The sequence below is a fragment of the Dactylosporangium salmoneum genome (assembly GCF_039532525.1).
Taxonomy (GTDB): Bacteria; Actinomycetota; Actinomycetes; order Mycobacteriales; family Micromonosporaceae; genus Dactylosporangium; species Dactylosporangium salmoneum.
The window spans coordinates 165,438-187,247 of the sequence record NZ_BAAARV010000083.1 but is presented as its reverse complement, the minus strand read 5'-3'; the positions used below and the strand labels follow the sequence as shown (position 1 = coordinate 187,247).

Sequence of the window (21,810 nt, the reverse complement as noted above, 5' to 3'; positions counted from 1 at the left end):
CGTCGTCCGCTTGCAAGCGACCGCGCGAACGTCAGTTTATGCATACGGGGTCGTGTTCCGGACGTTGGGAGCATGCTCATGCTACTCGCCGACCTGCGGCGGGGCTGTCGCGCGCAAGGGCGGTCCGCCGCTCGCCGAGGTGCGATATCTTCGCGTCGGACATCGCCGATTGCTGGAGTGGGGATCACATGACGGTGTACGGCGGACCCTCCCGCGGGCCGGAATGGCGCGACGACCGGACCGGGCACGGCGTCCCGGCGGGCTCCCCACCTGATCAACCGACGGGGCCCGTCGGCGGTTACGGCCCGGGCACGGGTAGTTTCGACGGGTTTGCGGTGGGTCGTGACCCGCGCGATGAGCGCACCGGCGGCGTGTACGGCGCCCCGCCGGCCACCGGCCCGCTCTACGGCGGCGGCCGTGAGCCGATCCCGGGCCCGCCCCGCGGCGAGCCGTACCCCCGCGCGACGCGCCCCGAGGACCTGTACTCCGCCCGCGCCTACGAGCCGGAGGAGCGCGCCGGCCGGCGCAAGCTGCCCCTGCCCGGCGAGCCCCCGCCGCCGCAGCGCTCGGGCGGCGGCCGCCGCACGGCGATCATCCTGGGTGCGGTCGCCGCGGTCGTCATCGGCGCCGGCACCGCGGGCGCGGCCACCTTCCTCGGCGGCGACGACAAGCCATCCCCGGGGCAGAGCACCACGCAGCAGGCGGCCGGCGGCGGTGGCAGCTCCGCGCCCGCCGGCTCGGCCCAGCCGCAGGGCGGCGCGGTCGCCGGCCCGGCCGACGGCATCACGCTCAGCGCGACCGGCGACATCGTCATGGGCATGGCCCCGGGCGGGCTGCCGCCGAACAACGGCAAGGGGTTCTTCGACCCCGTCAAGGAGTACCTCACCGCCGACTTCCAGATGGGCAACCTCGAGCAGGTGCTGACCGACGACACCGGCGTCGGCAAGTGCTCGGCCGACACCGCCGGCAAGACCTGCTTCGCGTTCCGCACGCCGCCCGCGTTCGTGCAGAACCTCAAGGACGCCGGCTTCATGATGATGAACATGGCGAACAACCACGCCTACGACTTCGGCGAGCAGGGGTACAAGAACTCGCAGAAGACGCTGGACGGCGCGGGGATCAAGTACACCGGCTGGCCCGGCATGATCTCCATCGGCGAGGCCAAGGGCGTGAAGATCGCCGTGATCGGGTTCGCCTCCTACACCTGGTCGAACCTCTGCTCCGACCTCGACGGCGCGGAGAAGATCGTCAAGGAGGCGGCGACCAAGGCCGACCTCGTCGTGGTCCAGGTCCACCAGGGCGCCGAGGGCGCCGACAAGACCCACGTGAAGCCCGGCACCGAGATGTTCCTGGGCGAGAACCGCTGCGACCCGATCGCCTTCGGCCACCGGGTCGTCGACGCCGGCGCCGACCTCGTCGTCGGGCACGGCCCGCACGTCATGCGGGCGATGGAGTTCTACAAGGGCCGGCTCATCGCCTACAGCCTGGGCAACTTCGGCGGCTACCGGGCGCTGAGCTACAACGGCACGGTCGGCATCGGCGGCGTGCTCAAGGTCCAGCTGCTCGGCGACGGCACCTGGAAGAGCGGATCGCTGACCGCCACCTACATGGTCGCGCCCGGCCTGCCCAAGCCCGACCCCAAGAAGCAGGCCATCCCGTTTGTGGCCAACCTGACCAAGCAGGACTTCCCGACCACCGGTGCGAAGATCGCCGCCGACGGCACCATCACGCCGCCGTCCGGCTGACAGGTACCGGGCGGTCGCTCGATCGGGGCCTCGATCGCGGGCGACGTATTGTCGTTGCGTGACCGAGACCGCGTTGGCGTTGAAGCGGCGGGCGCGGCGGATGGGCCGCGCCCTCGCGCTGATCCACCCCGACGCGCACTGCGAGCTGGACTTCACCAGCCCGCTCGAGCTGGCGGTGGCCACGATCCTCTCCGCCCAGTGCACCGACGAGCGGGTCAACCAGGTGACGCCGAAGCTCTTCGCGCGCTATCCGGACGCCGCCGCCTACGCCGCGGCCGACCCGCTGGAGATGCAGGAGCTCATCAAGCCGACCGGGTTCTTCCGCAACAAGAGCGACTCGCTGATCCGCCTCGGCCAGGCCCTGGTCGAGCGGCATGACGGCGAGGTGCCGGGCACGCTCACCGAGCTCGTCGCGCTGCCCGGGATCGGCCGCAAGACCGCCAACGTCATCCTCGGCAACGCCTTCGACGTGCCCGGGATCACCGTCGACACCCACTTCCAGCGGCTCATGCACCGCTGGCAATGGACCGCCGAGGACGACCCGGTGAAGATCGAGTTCGCGATCGCCGCGCTCTTCGCGCCGCGCGACTGGACCATGCTCTCGCACCGCGTGATCTTCCACGGCCGCCGCGTCTGCCACGCCCGCAAGCCTGCGTGCGGGGCGTGCACGCTGCAGAGGGACTGTCCGTCGTACGGCCTGGGGCCGACCGGCGTCGAAGAGGCGATCAAGCTGCTCAAGGGGCCGCGGGCGGCGGAGCTGGCGGAGTTGGTGCTGTGAGGCGGCTAGTGCTCGCGCTGGTCGCCGCCGCGTTGTTCGCATCCCTGGCCGCCTGCGAGGCCGACGCCCAGCCCTCCGCGTCGCGCTCGGCCGGCCCCGCCTGCCTCGAGCGCGTGGAGCCGTCGGCGCCGGCGGCTGCTCGCGGTACCGAATCCGGTCCTGCTCTTCCGGCAATGGCATTGCCGTGCTTTTCCGGCGGCCGGTTCACGGACCTGGCCGCGCTCGGCGACCGCCCGACCGTGGTCAACCTGTGGGCCTCGTACTGCCGGCCGTGCATGGAGGAACTGCCCGCGATGCAGAGCTTCGCCGCCGACGGTGCCGGCCGGGTGCGGGTCGTCGGGGTGGTCACGAAGGACCGCCACGACATGGCGCAGTCCGTGATCGACGACAAGAAGCTGACCTTCCCGATGCTGGAGGACCAGGGTCAGCAGCTGGCCATCGCGGCGAGCCCGCTGGTGTCGAAGGGCCTGACCGCGCTGCCGGCGACGCTGTTCGTGACGGAGGGTGGCCGGATCGTGTACGCCTACCAGGGCGAGGCGCTGACCGAGGCGCGCCTGAAGGAGCTGACCGGTCGGTACCTGGGGGTGTCGCTGTGAGCGATGTGCCGGAGTGGCTCGAGCCGCTGCTGACCAGGCTCCGGTCGGCCGAGGAGTCCGACTTCACGCGGCTGCCGACCCCGGACGGGGAGGGCAAGCGGCAGAGCGCGGTGCTCGTACTCTTCGGCGAGGACCCCGCGACCGGCCCGGACATCCTGCTCCTGCAGCGGGCCGCGACGATGCGCAACCACGCCGGCCAGCCCGCCTTCCCGGGCGGCGCGGTCGACCCGGGCGACGCCGACACCATCGCCTGCGCGCTGCGCGAGGCGGAGGAGGAGGTCGGCCTGGACCCGAGCACGGTCGAGGTCGTCGCCACCCTGCCCACGCTGTGGATCCCGGTGAGCAACTTCCTGGTCACGCCGGTGCTCGCCTGGTGGCGTGCGCCACATCCGGTCGGGCCGGCCGACCCCCGCGAGGTGGCCCGGGTCGAGCGCCTGCCCATCCGCGAACTGGTCGACCCCGCCCATCGGCTCCGCGTGCGCCACCCGAGCGGATGGATCGGCCCGGCGTTTCGGATACACGACATGCTGGTGTGGGGTTTTACCGCCGGCGTGCTCTCAACACTGCTGGAAATGGGTGGATGGGCGGTGGAATGGCCGACCGGCCGGGTCGAGGAATTGCCGACATCTGGTACCGCCCCCGTACATTGAATGCGTGTCTGGCAGCGTGATCGATATCGTCCTGTTGCTCCTCATGGTGATGTTTGCCATCAACGGCTATCGCCAGGGGTTCCTTGTTGGTCTGCTGTCATTCGTCGGCTTCTTCGGCGGCGCGCTGCTGGGCCTGCAGCTCGGCCCGCTGCTGGCCGACAACTTCTTCACCTCCGACCCCGCCAAGGTGGTCGTCTCGCTCTCCGCCGTCTTCGGCCTCGCCGTCGCCGGCCAGGCGCTGGCCAGCTTCGTCGGCAACCGGCTGCGCAACGCGATCGTCAACCGCAACGCCCAGGCCGTCGACAACGCGGGTGGCGCGGTCGTGTCCGTCGTGGCGGTACTGCTGGTGGTGTGGCTCGTCGCCGCCCCGCTGAGCGCGTCGTCCCTGCCCTGGCTGGCCCGCGCGGTCAGCAACTCGATCATCCTCAACGGCGTCGACAACGTCATGCCGTCCCAGGCCGACAAGCTGTCGCAGGCCCTCCGCGACACCGTGGACACCCGCGGCTTCCCCAACGTCTTCGACGGGCTGGCCCCGACCCGGGTCCGGGAGGTCTCCCCGCCCGACCCGAAGCTGGCCGGCTCCGAGCTGGTCAAGAACGCCAAGAAGTCGGTCGTGAAGATCCTCGGCCAGGCCCCGAGCTGCTCCCGGCGCATCGAGGGCTCCGGCTTCGTCTACGCCCAGAACCGGGTCATGACCAACGCCCACGTGGTCGCCGGCACCAAGACGGTCAACGTGCTGGTCGACGGCTCGTCGCGCCCGCTGCCGGCGACGGTGGTGGCGTACGACCCGCAGCGCGACATCGCCGTGCTGTACGTGAAGAACCTCAACGTCCCGGCCATGCAGTTCGCTGCGAAGAAGGCCGACTCGGACGCCGACGCGATCGTGCTGGGCTACCCGCTCGACGGCCCGTACGACGCCCAGTCGGCCCGCATCCGCGACCACCGCAACATCACGGGCCCGGACATCTACGACGACGGCAAGGTCACCCGCGAGATCTACACGATCCGCGCCCTGGTCCGCTCCGGCAACTCCGGCGGCCCGCTGATGTCCCCGGACGGCACGGTGCTGGGCGTCATCTTCGCCGCCGCGGCCGACGACGAGCAGACCGGCTTCGCGGTGACGGCGGACGAGGCCGCGGTGGTCGCCGACGCAGGCAAGACCCACACGGACCCGACCCCGACGGGCAAGTGCGCCTGACCGCGCCTACGGCTGGGGCCGGCTTCCCTTCCTACGGCTGGGGCCGGCTTCCCTTTCGTCGCTGATGCAGCAGTACGCCGACCGCCCCACCCAGCGAAATCAGCAGCATGGCGGTGAGGCCGGTGACCGCGCTCGTGCGCGTCTGCTCCTCAGCCAGCCGCTCGACGTGAAACTCTGACGCCTCCGGCAACGGCGCCGCGCCCCCGTGCTGCGCCAACGGTTCGGCGGAGCTCTCCAGCCCGGCCCCCGCCTCCGCCGGCCCGGCCTCGGTCAGCGGGTTGGTCTCCACCTCGGCCACGGTGCTGCGCAGCGCCGCGACGGGGTCGACCTCGCCGTACCCGAACCGGTCGTCCCGCCCCTTGGGCCCGAGATCCTTCGCCGTCCAGATCAGCCGGTTGATCACGTTGGCCGCGCTCATCCGCGGGTACCGCGCCCGGACCAGCGCCGCCGCCCCCGCCACCAGCGGCGCCGCGAAGCTGGTCCCCTGCACCTGCCAGTACCCACCACCCGGCCGCGCCCCGGTGAGGTTCACCGCCGGCGCGGTCAGCACGGTCTCGGGCCCGGTGAGCGACCCGGACCAGAGCGACTCCGTCCCGCCGGCGCCCGCGGCCCCCAGTCCGGCCACCGCGATCACCCCCGGCTCCCGCGCCGGGTACCAGACCCGACTCGTGGTCGGATCGGTGACAATGTTGCCGGTGCAGGCCACGACCACGACATCGTGCGCCGCCGCGTACGCGAGCGACTCCGCGATCGCCTCGCTGCGCAGCGCCCCGCCGAGCGACAGGTTGATCACCCCGGCCCCGTGGTCCACCGCCCACCGCACCGCTTGCGCCACGATGCCCGGATCGTCGTACTTGTTGGCCTTGTCCAGCACCCGGATCGGCAGGACCTTCGCCCCCGGCGCGATCCCCTCGACCCCCGACTTGTCTCTATTGCTCCCCGCGATCAGGCCCGCCACCGTCGTACCGTGCCCGACCGGATCGACCTTCCCGCCGTTGTTCGAGCCGGGCTCCACGAGGTCGATCCCGGGCAGCACCTGCCCGGCGAGATCGGGGTGCTCGGCGTCCACCCCGCTGTCGATGACGGCGACGATCACCCCCTTGCCGGTGGAGACCTTCCAGGCGTCCCGCGCATCGAGCGCCGACAGCTGCCACTGCTCCGCGCGCACCTGATCGGCCGCCGCCGGACCGACCTCGACCCCGGCCGCCACCGCACAGCCAAGCGCCGCCGACAGCCCCAGTGCGAGGAGGCGGCCAGCGGCGCGGACGATGGAGGTAGGCGCGATGGCCCCCATTCTGGACCGTGTTGCCCTGATCTGTCAGGCCTGTCGGCCGACCTCGCCGAAAGGTGGGAACGAGCAACGAACCGCCGCAGCGCCTCGACATTTGTGCCCCACCCGCGCCACCCCACCAACGGGTCAGCGCCAACCACGATGGGTGACCATCCCGCCCCGACCCCGACGGCCGCCAACAACATCTCGACGCCGGACCTCACTGCAGACAGGGCCTTCTTGCCGCGGAAGTCGGCCCGCCGGCCCACATACGCTGCGCGTCCCATCAGGGGCTCTTGCGCGAATGCGCTCCTTCGCGAGTCCCCCCGCCATGGCAATCTCGCGCGAGGCTTGCGTCAGCGCAGCGCGCTTCTCGGGCGGCCCTGGCCTGCGGCCCTGGCCTGCGGCCCTGGCCTGCGGCCCGCGCGCAGAGCCGCCGCTCGCCGGCTGATGCGCCTCGGCCAACTGGCCCCCTTTTACCCTGGTCACCGCTGCCGCGATGGCCGAGCGCGGAGCCGCAGCGGCAGGGCCAGACCACGCCGGTCCGCAAAGAGAGGTCAGCGGGGCGGACGCGCGGGCCGGCGACAGCCCCGACGAGGGCAGGGGTCAGGCCGGCGGCAGGTCGGCGACCTGGATCAGGGTGCCGTTCTCCTTCCTCGTGACGAGGCGGCCGCGCCCCGGCGGCAGCGGCCCGAACCTGATGTCGCCCAGCACAGCGCCGTCCTCCCGGTCGCCGGACATGATCAGGCCCGGGGATGCGAGCTCCTTCAGCCGCTGGATGACCGGCTCGTAGACGGCGCGACCGGCGCCGCCGCTGCGGCGGGCCAGGATCAGGTGCAGGCCGATGTCGCGGGCCTGGGCCAGGTAGGGCATCAGCGGCGAGAGCGGGTTGCCCGCGCTGGTCGGGATGAGGTCGTAGTCGTCGACGAGGACAAAGCAGTGCGGGCCGGTCCACCAGCTTCGGTTGCGCAGCTGGTCCTCGGTGACGTCCGGGCCCGGCAGCCGTCGCTCCATGTAGTCGGCCACCGAGGCCATGAGGTCCTCGGTCTGCTGCGTGCCGGTGCCGTACCCGATCAGGTGCTCCGAGCGCACCGCGCCCAGCAGGCTCCGCCGGTGGTCGATGAGCACGATCCGCGCCTCCTGGGGCGTGAACCGCGTGCTGATCATCGTGGCCAGCACCCGCAGGAGCGTCGACTTGCCCGATTCCGCCTCACCGAAGGCCATGAAGTGCGGCTCGCTGCCGAAGTCGACGCGGATCGGCCCGAGGTTGGCCTCCGCGATGCCTATCGGCAGCGCGAACCGGTTCGCCGGGTCGGCGTCGTCGGCGATGACGGAGAACGGCACGGAGGCGGGGAGCATCCGCACCGGCCGGGCCGGCGCCCCGGTCCACGCCGTGGCGATCGACTTCACCAGGTCGCCCGGCTCGCCGCCGGTCAGCTGCGGCTGGACCACGAGCAGGTGCAGGCCCTCCGCCGTGATGCCCCGCCCGGGCGCCTCGATCGGCACCCCGGCCGCCGCCTTGCGCGTGGCCAGCGAGTCGGTCGCGTCGCCGAGGCGCAGCTCGACCCGCGCCCCGAACAGGTCGCGGAAGTTGGCCCGGAAGTCCATCCAGCGCGAGGCCGAGACGACCATGTGAATGCCGTACGACAATCCGCGCGCCGCGATGTCGAGCAGGACCGGCTCGAGCTCCTCGTAGTCCTTGCGCACCGTCGGCCAGCCGTCGACGACGAGGAACACGTCGCCCCATCCGTCGTCGGTGCTCCCGCCGGCCGCCCGGCGCCGCCGGTAGGTGGCCATGCTGTCGATGCCGCTCGCCGAGAACTGCTGCTCGCGGGCGGCCAGCAGGGAGGCGACCTCACCCACGGTGCGCCGCACGAGCGCGGTGTCGAGCCGCCCGGCCACCCCGCCGACGTGCGGCAGCTCGCGCAGCCCGGCGAGCTGCCCGCCGCCGAAGTCGAGGCAGTACACCTGGACCTCCGCCGGCGTGTGGGTGAGCGCCAGCGCCGTGACCAGCGTGCGCAGCGCGACGGACTTGCCGCTGCGCGGGCCGCCGACCACCGCCACGTGCCCCTGGGCGCCGTCGAGGCGGAACCACAGCGCGTCGCGCCGCTGCTCGATCGGGTTGTCGATGAGCGCCAGCGGCACGTGCAGGGCGCCGTGCAGCTGCGGGTTGGTCACCGTCAGGCCGCGGGCCCGGTCGACCATGACCGGCCCGAGCAGATCGTCCAGCGGCGCCGAGGCGGCCAGCGGCGGCAGCCATACCTGGTGCGCCGGCACGCCCCGACCGGCCAGCCGCTCCACCACGATGTCGAGCAGGCTCTCGCCCTCGGGCGCCTCCGCCGACTCGGCCTCGGGCACGGGCGCCGGGGGCAGCGGCATGTACCGCGTGCCGTATCCCATCACCCGCGGCCGCCCGCCGCCGCCCGACACGGCCGCCGCCGGCCCGGTCCGCCGCCAGAGCCCGCCGACGTAGGCGCCCTTGAACCTGGTCAGCGGCTCGGTGCCGGACTTGAGGATGCCGTGCCCGCCCGGCTTCTTGGGCAGCTCGTACGCGTCCGGCACGCCCAGCACGGTCCGCGACTCGAGCGACGTGAAGGTGCGCAAGCCGATGCGGTACGACAGGTGCGTGTCCAGCCCGCGCAGCCGCCCCTCCTCCAGGCGCTGCGAGGCGAGCAGCAGGTGCATGCCCAGCGACCGGCCGACCCGCCCGATCTGCACGAACAGGTCGATGAAGTCCGGCTTGGCCTCGAGTAGCTCGCTGAACTCGTCGCACACGATGAGCAGGCTCGGCAGCGGCGCGAGCGGCGCCCCGCCGGCCCGGGCCCGCTCGTAGTCGCGGACCGAGTCGTAGTCGCCGGAGCGGCGCAGGACCTCCTGCCGGCGGATGACCTCGCCGGTGATCGCGTCGGTCATCCGGTCGACCAGCAGCAGCTCCGTGCGCAGGTTGGAGATGAACGCGGCGACGTGCGGCAGCCGGTCCATCCGGGCGAAGGTCGCGCCGCCCTTGTAGTCGATGAGGACGAAGTTGAGCGTCTCGGACGAGTGCGTCGCGGCGAGCCCCAGCACCAGCGTGCGCAGCAGCTCCGACTTGCCGGAGCCGGTCGCCCCGATGAGCAGGCCGTGCGGCCCCATCCCGTCCTCCGAGGACTCCTTCAGGTCGAGCTCGACCGGCTGGCCCTGCTGCCCGACGCCGATCGCGATGCGCAGCCGGTCGCGGTGCGGCCGGGGCGCCCAGGCCCGGGCGATCTCCAGCGTCTCCGGGTCGCCGATGCCGAGCAGGGTCGGGAAGTCCTGGTCGGCGCCGGGCTCGCGGGCGTCGCCGGCCTGCTGCTCCGTCCCCGCGGTCACGGCCAGCCGCAGCGGGGCGAGCCGCCGCGCGATGGCCTCGGCCTCGGCCAGGTCGAGCGCGTCGGCGATGCCGATCGGCGGCTCGGGCTCGGCGATGTCGCTGTCGGCGGAGATCGTGGCGAGCCGGCCGCCGGCCGCGTCGAGGACGATCGCGGAGCGGTCCAGCAGCCGCGGCGGCTCCCGGTCGAGGTCGATCAGCGTCACCCCGTCGATCCCGCCGTCGGTGCCCAGGTGGGCGCTGCCGGACAGGTCGCCGCCGTCGAGGACGACGACCAGGTGCGGCGTGGCGGACGGGCCCCGGACCTGGTCGGCGTCGAACCGGCCGCGGCTGCGCAGCAGGTCGTCGAGGCGCCGCTCGAGCTCCGGGGCGGTGTCGGCGATGAGCCGGACGGAACCGACCGCGTCGGTCTTGGTGGGGTGCAGGGCGTGTGGCAGCCACTTCGCCCAGTCCCACCACTCCTGCCGCTCGGGCGCGACGCACACCGCGATCAGCAGGTCGTCGGGGGCGTGGAACACCACGAGCTGGGCGAGCATGGCCCGGGCGAGCGCCCGCGCCGGGTCGTGCTGCCCGGCCAGGCCGGCGGCGGCCCCCGCCCGCGCGCCGGGGCCGCGACCCGCCCGCAGATGGATCCGCGCGAAGCTGCGCATCGAGATCGCCACGGGGAGGTCGGGCACCACGGAATACGCATCCAGGAATCGCCTCAGCGCCGCGGCGGTCATCGGCTCCAGATCCTCCAGCGGCCTGGTCATCGGCGGGATCAGCGGCGTGGCCAGGGTCTGCGGCCCGACGGCGACCCGCACGATGGCGAAGTCGCCGTCGGTCGGGCGCCGCTCCCAGAGCCGGAAGCTGTCCACCGACGACCACAGCGAGTGCGGATCGGGGTGGCGGTAGTGCAGGCCGGTGCGCTGCTTGGTGGCCGTGTCCCGGACCCGCCGGCGCAGCGCCGCCAGATGGCGCAGGTATTCGCGCCGGGCCGTCATCATCTCGGCCTTCTTCGGCGCGCCGGTGCCGGCCGAGGTGAACAGCATGCCCAGCGTCGAGAAGCCGAAGATGGCGCCGATGACATAGGAATACGTGCCGCCTTCGCGCCCGGCGAACAGCAGTGCGGTCGCGATCGTGCCGGTCAGCATCGGCACCACCTGGACCATCTGCTGCCAGCGTGAGGCCGGCGCCTGCGGTACCTCCGGGGGCGCCGCCACGACGAGCTCCCCGCTCGGGATTTCCGGTGCGGGGCGGCGTGGTGACCTCTTGACGACGACCGTGCTCACGTCGGGGACTCTAGGGCGCCGGTACGACAATTTGTGACCCCGATCGATGTTTCGTGTCGAGTTCGTCACTGTCTGAAGCCGGCGGCGACACGGGGCGGCGCGAGTCCCGGCCGCGTGGTACCTGTATCCCCATGTCCGCAGCCTCGGCCGGATTGGCCCGCATCACGATCAACGCTCCTCAACGGCGCGTCGATGTCGCGGTGCCTGATGCGGTACCGCTGGCTGAACTCCTTCCGGAGCTCCTGCAGCACGCGGGCACCGGCCTCGCCGACGACGGCGAGCGGCACGGTGGCTGGCTGCTGCGCCGCGCCGACGGCACGACACTCTCGGCCGCCGCCGGGCTGGCCGGCCAGGGCGTCCACGACGGTGCGGTCCTGCACCTGGTGCCCGCGCGGGCCGGCTGGCCCGAGCTGGAGTACGACGACGTGATCGAGGCGATCGCCGCGGGCGCCCGCCGGCAGGGCGTGCCGTGGAGCCCGGTCGCGACGAGGGCCGCCGCGCTAGGCGTGGCCGGCGCGGGCCTGCTGGTGGCGCTCGTGTCGATCCTGCGGGCCGGCGAGGCACCGGCCGCGGCGGCCGTCGCCGTCGGGCTGGTCCTCATCGGCATCACCGCGTCGCGGGCCTACGGGGATGCCCTGGTCGGGGCGAGCCTCGCCGCCTTCGCGCTGCCCTTCGCCGCGGCCGGCGGCTGGCTGGCCGCACCCGAGCCCGCCACGACGGCCGGGCGCGCGCTGCTCGCCGCGGTCGCGCTCCTGCTGGCCGCGCTGATCGCCGCGGTGGGCGTCGCGCACCTGCTCAGGCTGTTCGTCGCCGGGGTGAGCGCCGGGGTGCTCGGCGCGCTCGGGGGACTGCTCGCCACCGTGACGCGGCCGGCCGCCGCCGCGGCGGTGCTCCTAGCTGTGCTGGTCGCGGGGGTGGCCGGGGTACCGCTGCTGGCCATCCGCCTCGGCAAGCTCCCGATGCCGATCGTGGCGCCGCCCGGCGACCTCGCCTCCAGCGGGCGCGGGCTGGCCGCGGCGGCCGACCGCTCGCGGATCTTCGCCGCCGTGGCGCGCACCGACGAGATGCTGACCGGCATGCTGTTCGGCTTCGCGGTGGTGGGCGTGGGCGCGTCGCTGGTGCTCGCCCGGTCCGGCGACGTCTCCGGCGAGGTGCTGGTCGCGGTGGCCGGCGCGGCGCTGCTGCTGCGGGCGCGGACCTTCCTGACCGTGCGCCAGCGGCTGCCGCTGATCGTCGCCGGCGCGGGCGGTTTCGTCCTGCTTGCGCTGTTCGCGCCCGTCGACGTTCGCATTGTTGCCGCGGCGGTACCGCTGGCCGCGCTGATCGTCGCGATCGCCGGCGCCCGGGCGGCGGTGCGGCCGGCGTCGCCGTACGTGGGCCGGGCGGCGGATCTGCTCGACACGTTGTGCGTGGTCGCGGTGGTGCCCTTGGCGTGCGCGGTGCTGGGGCTGTACGGCCTGTTCACCTAGCGGCCAAGGGCGCCTTCACCGGGAGGCCTGGAGGACTGGAGGACAAGCGCCCCGGAAACGAACGAGCGCCCGCCGAAAGGCGGGCGCCCGGGGACGTTCGTGACGATTAGATCGGGTGAGCGTTCGGGGCGACGCCCGGGTCGTGGTACGTCCCGGCCGCGATCGCCTCCTGGTAGCGCCGGCGCGACTCGGCGATCTCCGCCTCCGCCTCGACGCGGCCCACCCAGGTGGCGCCCTCGACGCTCTTGCCCGGCTCGAGGTCCTTGTAGACCTCGAAGAAGTGCTGGATCTCCAGCCGGTCGAACTCGCCGAGGTGGTGGATGTCCCGCAGGTGCTCCAGGCGCGGGTCGTCGGCGGGCACGCACAGGACCTTGTCGTCGCCGCCCTTCTCGTCCGTCATCCGGAACATGCCGATCGCACGCGAGCGGATCAGGCAGCCCGGGAACGTGGGCGACTGCACGAGGACGAGCGCGTCGAGCGGGTCCTCGTCCTGCCCGAGCGTGCCCTCGATGTACCCGTAATCGGCCGGGTACTGCGTGGAGGTGAACAGCGTCCGGTCCAGACGGATCCTGCCCGTGGCGTGGTCAACCTCGTACTTGTTGCGCTGACCCTTGGGGATTTCGACCGTCACGTCGAAGTCCATCTGATGACTCCTCACCTTCGCACCGCTGCGCCGACCATTAGTCTCGCGTACGGGACAGTGCGGTGTAACGGGGAGGGTCAGGTGCCGAGGGAAACACCACAACGCGGCGGTCGGGCGAGCCTCATCGGGGCCCTCGTCGCACTGGTCGTGGCGATCGCAGTGGCGGCGGTGTCCGTGTTCGCGGGCGACGGCTTGATCAGTGCGCTCGGGCTGAGCGGCGCGCAGAAGGCGAGCTGGCGCGCGGGCACGACCCCGCCGGTACCGCCGCCGGTCCTTGCCGCCATGGACAGCCAGGCGCCCATGCCGTCGCAGGCGGGTCTGTCCGCCGCGCTCGCCCCGCTGCTGTCCGCGCAGGCGCTCGGCCCGCACATCACGGCGTCGGTGGTGGACGTCACCACCGGGCAGTCGATCTTCTCGTCGGAGCAGGACGCCGCGATGACCCCGGCGTCGACCACCAAGATCGTGACCGCGGCGGCGGTGCTGGCCACGCGCGGCCCGGCGTACCGCATCCCGACCCGCGTGGTCGCCGGCGCCCAGCCGGGTGAGGTGGTGATCGTCGGCGGCGGCGATCCGACGCTGTCGGTGTTTCCCACGCCGTACTACCCGGGGGCCGCCCGCATCGACGACCTCGCGAAGCAGGTGAAACAGGCGCTGGGTGACACGGCGCCGACCAAGGTCATCTACGACGTCTCGCTGTTCAGCGGGTCCGGCACCGGGCCGGGGTGGGACCCGGACGCGACCACCGGCGGCTCCGGCGCCGTGATCACCCCGCTGATGACCGAGGGTGGGCGGACGAAGGCGACGAAGTACTCCGACCGGTACGCCCAGCCGGACGTGCAGGCCGCGCAGGCCTTCGCGAAGGCCCTCGGGGTGCCCACCAGCGCCGTCGCCGCCGGCACCGCCCCGGCCGGCGCGAACGAGTTGGGCAAGGTCGAGTCGGCACCGCTGGCCCGGATCGTCGAGTTCATGCTGCAGGACAGCGACAACGTGCTCGCCGACGAGCTGGCCCGGCAGGTGGCCCTGGCCAAGAACCAGCCGGCGTCGTTCGAAGGGGCGTCCGCGGCCATGAAGGACGTGCTGGAGGGCCTCGGGCTGCCGGTCACCGGCTACGGCCTGGTCGACGGCAGCGGCTTCTCGCGCAACGACCGCCTCTCGCCCGCGCTGCTGACCGGGATCCTGGCGATGGCCGCCCGGAGCGACCGCAGCGACCTGCACACGATCTTCAGCGGCCTGCCCGTCGCCGCCTACTCCGGCACCCTCGCCACCCGCTACCTCAAGGCGAACGAGGGCTCGTCCGCGGCCGGCCTGGTGCGCGCGAAGACCGGCACGCTCACCGGCGTCAATTCGCTCTCGGGCATCGTCGTCGATGCCGACGGGCGGACCCTGGCGTTCGCGTTCATGGCCGACCAGACCACCAACGGAGGGCAGGCGGTCATCGCCCTTGACAGGGTTGCCGCAGCTCTTGCCGCATGTGGTTGCCGCTGAGCGAGGTCACCGTCACGCACCGTCGATCAGGGTGTACTCAGGGTTTCCACTCGCCACGACGCTGGCCGTACCCGGGTACGGTTGATTCATGGCGCAGTTCGTCGATTGGGATCTGGCCGCAGCGACCGCCGCGGCGTTGGGCAAGAGCGGCCCCGCCGTGTCCTACGAGGAGGCCGCCGCGGCGGTCACCGACCTGCGTGAGCTGGCCGACGAAGCGGCCGGGCACGTCACCGAGTTCACCGGCCTGAAGGCCATGGTCCAGGGCCCGCCGGTCCGCGTCGTCGACCGCCGCGACTGGGCCGCCACCAACATCGAGGGCCTCCGGCAGGTCATCCAGCCGCTGGCCGAGCGGCTCGCGGGCGGCAAGGCCCCCGGCGCCATCGTGGGGGCCATCGGCTCCCGCCTGACCGGCGTGCAGGCCGGCACCGTGCTGGCCTACCTGTCCGGCAAGGTCCTGGGGCAATACGAGGTGTTCTCCGCCGACCCCGGCCAGCTGCTGCTCGTCGCGCCGAACATCGTCGAGGCCGAGCGCAAGCTGGGCGCCGACTCGCGCGATTTCCGCCTGTGGGTGTGCCTGCACGAGGTGACCCACCGGGTGCAGTTCACCGCCGTGCCGTGGATGCGGGGGTACTTTTTGGGCGAGGTCGGCGCCTTCGTGGACGCCTCCCAGCTCAACCAGGACCAGCTCGCCGAGCGCGTGCGGCGTGGCATCGGCGCGCTGGCCGATGTGGTCCGCGACCCGGACAGCCGCGTCTCCGTCCTCGACCTCGTCCAGACTCCCGGCCAGAAGGCGGTGCTCGACCGCCTGACCGCGCTGATGACCGTCCTGGAGGGCCACGCCGAGTTCGTGATGGACGGCGTTGGCCCCGACGTCATCCCCTCCGTCGAGGAGATCCGCGGCAAGTTCAACCGCCGCCGCGAGGCCGGCAACCCGATGGAACGCGTCGTGCGCAAGCTGCTCGGCATCGACGTCAAGCTCCGGCAGTATGCGGAGGGCCGCAAGTTCGTCCACGCCGTCGTCGACCGCGTCGGCATGCAGAGCTTCAACAAGATCTGGCAGTCCCCGCTCACCATTCCGCGCCTCGACGAGCTCGGCGACCCCGAGGCCTGGATCGTCCGGGTTCTCGGCGCCAGCGCGCTGAACCGCCCGGCCTCCGTCCCGGTGACCAAGCCCGTCGCGCAGCCGATCGCCCCGCCGGCCGACGCCTGGGCCCCCGCCACCGAGGGGCACCCGCCGGCCACCGGGCCGACGACGGGCGCGCAGGCGGACGTTGCGCCACCGGCCAGCGCGCAGGCCGCGCTGACGGAGGAGCCGCCGGCCCCGGTCCCGACCGTGCCCGAGCCGGCCGACGCCGCCCCCGCCGAGGCGGGCATCGCGGAGTCGACCGAGGTGGCCGGCCTGGCCGCGGAGGAGCTGTCGACAGTTCCGGCTCCGGATTCGGTACGGCATGAGCCCGCCCCCCTCGCCGAGCCCCTGAAGGTCGAGGCACCGACCCCGGCCGAGATCGAGCCCGGCGCCGCAGACCCCATCGACACCGAACCGGCCCCGGCACCCGAGCCGTACGACGCCTTCGACCCGTCCGAGGCCACCGGCCACGCGCCGCCGGCAGAGAGCACCCCGTCGGCGGCGGACGAAGGCTCCCAGGCCAAGGAGGCCACCGACGAGACCGACGGCGGAAGCGCCGCCAAGACCGCCGGCACCTGATCGATGGCGGCCCTCGCGCCGGCGGTGGCCGCGGTGCGCAACGCGGTGCGCCGCAGCCTGAGCGACGTGCGTCCCGCGGGCTCGACCGGGCAGCCGGCCGAGTCCGCAGGCCTCGCGCACGGGCCCGGCCCGACGGGCGAACGCCGTGCGGGTGAGCGCGGTGCCGGGGTCGTGGCCGGGGAGACGGTGCTGGTCGCCTGCTCGGGCGGGGCGGACTCGCTGGCGCTGGCCATGGCGGCTCGGTTCGTCGCGCGGCGGCTCGGGCTCCGGTGCGGGCTGGTGACCGTCGACCACGGGCTGCAGGCCGGGTCGGACGAGCGGGCGGCGCGGCTGGCCGAGTGGGCGCGCGGGCAGGGGTTCGATCCCGTGGACGTGCGGACCGTGCGGGTCGGGACCAGCGGCGGCCCGGAGGCGGCGGCACGTGAGGCGCGGTACGAGGCGCTGGAGGCGGCGGCGATCGAGCACGGGACGGTGGCCGTGCTGCTCGGGCACACCCGGGACGACCAGGCCGAGACCGTACTCCTCGCGCTGGCCCGAGGCGCCGGGCCGCGCGGGGTGGCGGGGATGCGCGAGCGGCTGGTGCGGCGGGGGATCTTGTTCCTGCGGCCGCTGCTCGACGTCGGCCGGGCCGAGACGCGGGCCGCCTGCCTCGCGGACGGGCTGCCGGTGTGGGAGGACCCGCACAACACGGACCCCGCGTACGCCAGGTCGAGGGTCCGGCCCCTGGTCGAGGCGCTCGGCGCCGGGGTCGTCGACAACCTGGCGCGGACGGCGCGGCTGATCGGCGCGGACTCCGCGTACCTGGACGAGCTGGCCGCGGAGGCCCTGGAGAAGGCCCTCGAGCACGTCGAGCCGAGCGGCGCCGGCGGCGTCCCGGCCGGCGGTGCGGGGGAAGGGGCCCTGGTGGTGGGGGAGCTGGCGCGGCTGGCCGACCCGGTGCGGACCCGCGTGCTGCACGCCTGGGCGCTACGGCTCGGGGCGCCGGGTGGCGCACTCTCGCATCGGCACGTTGCGGCGCTCGACGCGTTGGTAGTGAACTGGCACGGACAAGGGGCGGTGGCGCTGCCCGGCGGCGTGTCGGTGGCGCGGGCCGGGAGGGTGCTGCTGGCCCGGCGCTGAATGTGGGGGCTGATGCGGTACGACATCCAGGGCTCTTCGAAGTTCTTCCCCAACGGCGCCGTGGCCACCAGCCAGCCGCTCGCGGTGGCGGCCGGGCTCGGGGCGCTGCGCAGCGGTGGCAATGCCGTCGACGCGGCGATCGCGGCGGCCGTGGCCCTCACCGTGGTGCAGCCGACCTCCAACGACATCGGCAGCGACCTGTTCGCGCTGGTCTGGGACGGGGAGCGGCTGCACGGGCTGAACGCGTCGGGCCGCTCGCCGCGGCTGCTGACCCGTGATCTGGTGCTCGATCGGGCGGCGGGGACCGTGGCGTCCGGTGCGCTCGGTGGGCATCAGGCCACCGTGGGTAGCAGTATGCCGGAGCGCGGGTGGCTGCCGGTCACCGTGCCGGGCGCGCCGGCGGGGTGGCGGGACCTGCACGCGCGGTTCGGGTCGCTGCCCTTCGCGGCGTTGTTCGAGGACGCGATCGGGTATGCGGAGCGCGGGTATCCGGTGTCGCCGGCGGTGGCGCGGGCCTGGGCGCGGTCGGTCGAGCGCGGGTACCCGGGGCTGCACGGCGACGAGTTCACGGAGTGGGGCCGGGTCTTCACGCTCGGTGGACGGGCGCCGCGGGTCGGGGAGCGGTGGAGCAATCCGGACATGGCGCGCACGCTGCGGTCCATCGCGAGCACGCAGGGTTCGTCCTTCTATACCGGCGAGATCGCGGAGGCGATCGTCGGGCTGGCCGAGCGGACCGGCGGGCTCCTGCGGGAGGCGGACCTGGCCGGGCACGCCTCGGAGTGGGTGGCGCCACTGTCCGTGTCGTACCGCGGGCACGAGGTCTGGGAGCTGCCGCCGAACGGGCAGGGGATCGCCGCGCTGATTGCGCTGGGTGTGCTGGACGGCTACGAAGGGTTGCCGGGGCTGCACGAGCGGATCGAGGCGGTGAAGCTGGGGTTCGCCGACGCGCACGCGTATGTCGCCGATCCCCTGGTTGGCGGCCCGGTGGACGGGCTGCTCGACGGGGAGTACCTGGCCCGTCGCCGAGGGTTGATCGGCGAGCGGGCCGGGGAGTACGGGGCGGGAGAGCCGCAGCGCGGGGGGACCGTGTACCTGTGCACGGCCGACCGGGACGGGCGGATGGTCAGCCTGATCCAGTCGAACTACATGTCGTTCGGGTCGTTCGTGGTGGTGCCGGGGGCCGGGTTCGGGCTGCAGAACCGGGGGACCGGGTTCGTGCTGGCGGCGGATCACCCGAACGTGGTCGGCCCGGGGAAGCGGCCGTACCACACGATCATCCCTTCCTTTCTGACCCGGGGCGGGGCGCCGGTCGGGCCGTTCGGGGTCATGGGCGGCCACATGCAGCCCCAGGGGCACGTCCAGATGGCGCTGGCCACGGTCGACGAGGGACTGGATCCGCAGGCGGCGCTGGACCGGCCCCGGTGGTACTGGCACTCGGGGCTGGACGTGCAGGTCGAGCCGGGGCTGGCGGGGCAGGCCGACGAGCTGCGGCGGCGGGGGCACCGGGTCCGGGTGGCGGAGTCGCCCGAGGTGTTCGGGGCGGGGCAAGCCATCTGGCAGATCGGGGCCGGCTACGTGGCCGGGTCGGAGCCGCGGGTCGACGGGATGGCGGCCGGCTATTAGATAGCCCTCACTCGCCTACCCCCGGGTCGATCCGGGGCGGCCGATGGTGCAGGCTTGTCGCATGGCCGACGGCACCACCTGGCATTCGTCCGACATCGACCACGTCATCGTCAGCGAGGAGCAAATTCGCGACAAGACGGCGGAGCTGGCCAAGCAGGTGGCCGCCGATCACGCCGACGCAGAGTCGATCCTCCTGGTCGGGGTCCTCAAGGGGGCGGTCATGTTCATGGCCGACTTCGCGCGGGCGCTGGGGCGGGTCGGGCCGCCGGTGGAGCTGGAGTTCATGGCCGTCTCGTCGTACGGGCAGGGAACGACCTCCTCGGGCGTCGTGCGCATCCTGAAGGACCTGGACCGGGACATCGCCGGGCGGCACGTGGTCGTGGTCGAGGACATCGTCGACTCCGGGTTGACGCTGTCGTGGCTGCTCAAGTACCTGGAGAGCCGCTCGGCGGCCCGGGTGGACGTGGTGGCGCTGCTGCGCAAGCCCGACGCGCTCAAGGTCAGCATTCCGGTGCGATATGTCGGATTCGACATCCCCAGCGAGTTCGTGGTCGGTTACGGTCTCGACTACGCGGAACGCTACCGTGACCTGCCGTTTGTCGGCGTGTTGAAGCCTTCGGTGTACGGGCGCGGCTGACCTGCGGTTTGCTGAGAGTCTGCTGAGAGCACATCCTCCCCGGCCGACGCCGATCCGCGTCTGTCGGTGCCACGGTGTACCGTCAAATGGTCGCGAGCGTCAACTGAGCCCAACCATGGCAGCGCTTTCGGCACCGCGTCGGAAAGTGGGTCCGGCGCGGTCGACGGCCTTACGGATGGAGGGGCCGGGCGCCGCGTGCGCCCGACGACAACATGGAACGTACCCGTTTGTTCCGCCGGCCGGTGATCTGGATCCTCTTGGTGATCATCGGTGCCATCTTGCTGAGTTCCTTCTTTACGTCCGGCCCTAGCTACACCAAGGCCGACACTTCCGTGGTGCTCCAGCAGCTTCGCGACGGCAACGCGAAGAAGGCCGTGATCCAGGACAAGGAGCAGACGCTCAACCTTGACCTGAGGAACAAGATCACGGTCAAGGGCACGAAGACGGACAAGATCCAGGGTCAGTTCTCGTCGCAGAGCGCGGATGAGCTGCAGAACGAGCTCAGCACGCTGCAGTCGCAGAAGAAGCTGGACGAGTACAACGTCAACGTCACCCAGGACAACATCTTCATCAGCCTCCTGATCAACCTGCTGCCCATCGCGGTGCTGGTTGTGCTGCTGCTGCTGTTCATGTCGCAGATGCAGGGCGGCGGGTCCCGGGTGCTCAACTTCGGCAAGTCCAAGGCGAAACTGATCTCCAAGGACACCCCGAAGACGACGTTCGCCGATGTGGCCGGGTCCGACGAGGCCGTCGAGGAACTGCACGAGATCAAGGACTTCCTGCAGGCGCCGGCGAAGTACCAGGCGCTGGGGGCGAAGATCCCGAAGGGCGTGCTGCTGTACGGCCCGCCCGGAACCGGTAAGACGCTGCTGGCCCGCGCGGTCGCCGGCGAGGCCGGTGTGCCGTTCTACTCGATCTCCGGTTCGGACTTCGTCGAGATGTTCGTCGGCGTCGGCGCCTCCCGCGTCCGTGACCTGTTCGAGCAGGCCAAGTCCAACGCCCCGGCGATCGTCTTCGTCGACGAGATCGACGCCGTCGGCCGTCACCGCGGCGCCGGCATGGGCGGCGGGCACGACGAGCGCGAGCAGACCCTTAACCAGCTGTTGGTCGAGATGGACGGCTTCGACACCAAGGGCGGCGTGATCCTCATCGCGGCGACCAACCGGCCCGACATCCTCGACCCGGCCCTGCTGCGCCCCGGCCGCTTCGACCGGCAGATCGCCGTCGACCGGCCCGACATGGAGGGCCGCAAGGCCATCCTGCGGGTGCACGCCAAGGGCAAGCCGTTCACGCCCGACGTCGACCTCGACTCGGTGGCCCGGCGCACGCCCGGCTTCACCGGTGCCGACCTGGCCAACGTCATCAACGAGTCGGCCCTGCTGGCGGCCCGCAACGACAAGCGGGCGATCACCAACGACTACCTCGAAGAGGCCATCGACCGGGTCATCGCCGGCCCGGAGCGGCGCACCCGAGTGATGAGTGAGCACGAGAAGAAGGTCACCGCATACCACGAGGGCGGTCACGCGCTCGTGGCCTGGGCGCTGCCCCACTCAGCACCCGTGCACAAGGTGACCATCCTGTCGCGCGGCCGCTCGCTCGGGCACACGCTGGTCCTGCCGACCGAGGACAAGTACACGCAGACGCGCTCCGAGATGATCGACACCCTCGCCTATGCGCTGGGTGGCCGGGCCGCCGAGGAGCTGGTCTTCCACGAGCCGACGACCGGCGCCGGCAACGACATCGAGAAGGCGACGGCGCTCGCCCGTTCGATGATCACGGAGTACGGCATGAGCTCGAAGCTCGGCGCGGTGAAGTACGGGACCGGGGACGGCGAGCCCTTCCTCGGCCGCACGATGGGCCACGAGCGCGACTATTCCGAGAAGGTCGCGGCCGAGATCGACACCGAGATGCGCGCGCTCATCGAGATCGCGCACGACGAGGCCTGGGAGATCCTGGTCGAGTACCGCGACGTCCTCGACAACATCGTCGAGGAGCTGATGGAGAAGGAGACCATCTCGCAGGCCGACATGGCGCGCATCTGCGCCCGCGTCGTCAAGCGCCCGCCGATGGCCCCCTACAGCGGCAACGGCCGTCGCCGGCGCGCGGTGCCCGAGCTGGGCGCCAACGGCTCCGAGGTCGCCCAGCCGGTGGGCCTCAGCGGCGACGACCACGTGCGGATCTCCAGCGGCGGCGATAACCCGGACGGCCCCAACTGAGCGAGATCAGCAGCACCGAGCCCGACACCGACTTCGGTGCCGGGCTCGCTGCTGACCGG

The 21,810-nt window shown here is 72.6% G+C and carries 14 protein-coding genes and 1 pseudogene; 12 read left to right on the top strand and 3 right to left on the bottom strand.

The genetic code is table 11. From position 1 onward, the window contains the following. The first annotated feature begins 536 nt into the window (after positions 1-536). The 5 genes from ABD352_RS42275 (at position 537) to ABD352_RS42255 (ending at position 4,967) form a co-directional block, all read left to right on the top strand. Complete coding sequence (locus ABD352_RS42275; RefSeq protein WP_425553892.1) at positions 537-1,745, top strand: CapA family protein; 1,209 nt, start codon at positions 537-539, stop codon at positions 1,743-1,745. Positions 1,746-1,845: 100 nt separating this feature from the next. Next, on the top strand, positions 1,846-2,523 hold the full coding sequence (gene nth, locus ABD352_RS42270; protein ID WP_344618282.1) for an endonuclease III: 678 nt from the start codon (positions 1,846-1,848) through the stop codon (positions 2,521-2,523). Then, a complete protein-coding gene (locus ABD352_RS42265; protein WP_344618202.1) occupies positions 2,520-3,119 on the top strand; it encodes a TlpA family protein disulfide reductase in 600 nt (199 codons plus the stop codon). The genes nth and ABD352_RS42265 overlap by 4 nt, the downstream gene beginning before the upstream one ends. Beyond that, entirely contained in the window at positions 3,116-3,769 is a 654-nt protein-coding gene (locus ABD352_RS42260) for an NUDIX hydrolase (RefSeq protein WP_344618201.1), read from the top strand. The genes ABD352_RS42265 and ABD352_RS42260 overlap by 4 nt, the downstream gene beginning before the upstream one ends. 4 nt (positions 3,770-3,773) lie before the next feature. Next, positions 3,774-4,967 (top strand): MarP family serine protease, encoded by a 1,194-nt coding sequence (locus tag ABD352_RS42255; protein ID WP_344618200.1) that lies wholly within the window; start codon positions 3,774-3,776, stop codon positions 4,965-4,967. 31 nt (positions 4,968-4,998) lie between these two features. Here ABD352_RS42255 and mycP read toward each other — a convergent pair whose 3' ends face one another. After that, positions 4,999-6,177: a type VII secretion-associated serine protease mycosin gene (mycP, locus tag ABD352_RS42250; RefSeq protein ID WP_344618199.1), complete on the bottom strand. Its 1,179-nt coding sequence runs from the start codon at positions 6,175-6,177 to the stop codon at positions 4,999-5,001. A 666-nt stretch (positions 6,178-6,843) separates the two neighbouring features. After that, complete coding sequence (eccCa, locus tag ABD352_RS42245) at positions 6,844-10,854, bottom strand: type VII secretion protein EccCa (protein ID WP_344618198.1); 4,011 nt, start codon at positions 10,852-10,854, stop codon at positions 6,844-6,846. Between the two features lie 131 nt (positions 10,855-10,985). On the opposite strand from eccCa, the gene eccD reads away from it, so the two are divergent. After that, positions 10,986-12,323: a type VII secretion integral membrane protein EccD gene (eccD, locus tag ABD352_RS42240; protein WP_344618197.1), complete on the top strand. Its 1,338-nt coding sequence runs from the start codon at positions 10,986-10,988 to the stop codon at positions 12,321-12,323. A 106-nt stretch (positions 12,324-12,429) separates the two neighbouring features. Here the strand turns inward: eccD and ABD352_RS42235 are convergent, their stop codons facing one another. Continuing rightward, positions 12,430-12,966 (bottom strand): inorganic diphosphatase, encoded by a 537-nt coding sequence (locus ABD352_RS42235; protein ID WP_344618196.1) that lies wholly within the window; start codon positions 12,964-12,966, stop codon positions 12,430-12,432. An 81-nt stretch (positions 12,967-13,047) separates the two neighbouring features. Here ABD352_RS42235 and dacB point away from each other — a divergent pair, with 81 nt between their 5' ends. From dacB to ftsH, 6 genes and pseudogenes are all read left to right on the top strand, one after another. Continuing rightward, positions 13,048-14,451 (top strand): D-alanyl-D-alanine carboxypeptidase/D-alanyl-D-alanine endopeptidase, encoded by a 1,404-nt coding sequence (gene dacB / locus ABD352_RS42230; RefSeq protein WP_425553882.1) that lies wholly within the window; start codon positions 13,048-13,050, stop codon positions 14,449-14,451. Positions 14,452-14,539: 88 nt separating this feature from the next. After that, positions 14,540-15,580 (top strand): annotated as a pseudogene (locus ABD352_RS42225) (zinc-dependent metalloprotease); the annotation flags it as partial. Positions 15,581-16,159: 579 nt separating this feature from the next. Then, a complete protein-coding gene (gene tilS, locus ABD352_RS42220; protein WP_344618194.1) occupies positions 16,160-17,275 on the top strand; it encodes a tRNA lysidine(34) synthetase TilS in 1,116 nt (371 codons plus the stop codon). A gap of 12 nt (positions 17,276-17,287) precedes the next feature. Beyond that, a complete protein-coding gene (locus ABD352_RS42215; RefSeq protein WP_344618193.1) occupies positions 17,288-18,898 on the top strand; it encodes a gamma-glutamyltransferase family protein in 1,611 nt (536 codons plus the stop codon). A gap of 61 nt (positions 18,899-18,959) precedes the next feature. Further along, positions 18,960-19,535 carry a hypoxanthine phosphoribosyltransferase gene (gene hpt / locus ABD352_RS42210; protein ID WP_344618192.1) on the top strand — a complete coding sequence of 192 codons (576 nt, stop codon included), beginning with the start codon at positions 18,960-18,962 and terminating at the stop codon, positions 19,533-19,535. A gap of 212 nt (positions 19,536-19,747) precedes the next feature. After that, positions 19,748-21,751 (top strand): ATP-dependent zinc metalloprotease FtsH, encoded by a 2,004-nt coding sequence (gene ftsH / locus ABD352_RS42205; protein WP_344618191.1) that lies wholly within the window; start codon positions 19,748-19,750, stop codon positions 21,749-21,751. The last annotated feature ends 59 nt before the right edge of the window (positions 21,752-21,810 follow it).

Excerpts from the sequence above, each read along its gene's own strand:
- ABD352_RS42235 (WP_344618196.1), bottom strand. The coding sequence starts at position 12,966 with ATGGACTTCGACGTGACGGTCGAAATCCCCAAGGGTCAGCGCAACAAG.
- eccD (WP_344618197.1), top strand. The coding sequence starts at position 10,986 with ATGTCCGCAGCCTCGGCCGGATTGGCCCGCATCACGATCAACGCTCCT.
- ftsH (WP_344618191.1), top strand. The coding sequence starts at position 19,748 with ATGGAACGTACCCGTTTGTTCCGCCGGCCGGTGATCTGGATCCTCTTG.
- tilS (WP_344618194.1), top strand. The coding sequence starts at position 16,160 with ATGGCGGCCCTCGCGCCGGCGGTGGCCGCGGTGCGCAACGCGGTGCGC.
- ABD352_RS42215 (WP_344618193.1), top strand. The coding sequence starts at position 17,288 with ATGCGGTACGACATCCAGGGCTCTTCGAAGTTCTTCCCCAACGGCGCC.
- nth (WP_344618282.1), top strand. The coding sequence starts at position 1,846 with ATGGGCCGCGCCCTCGCGCTGATCCACCCCGACGCGCACTGCGAGCTG.
- hpt (WP_344618192.1), top strand. The coding sequence starts at position 18,960 with ATGGCCGACGGCACCACCTGGCATTCGTCCGACATCGACCACGTCATC.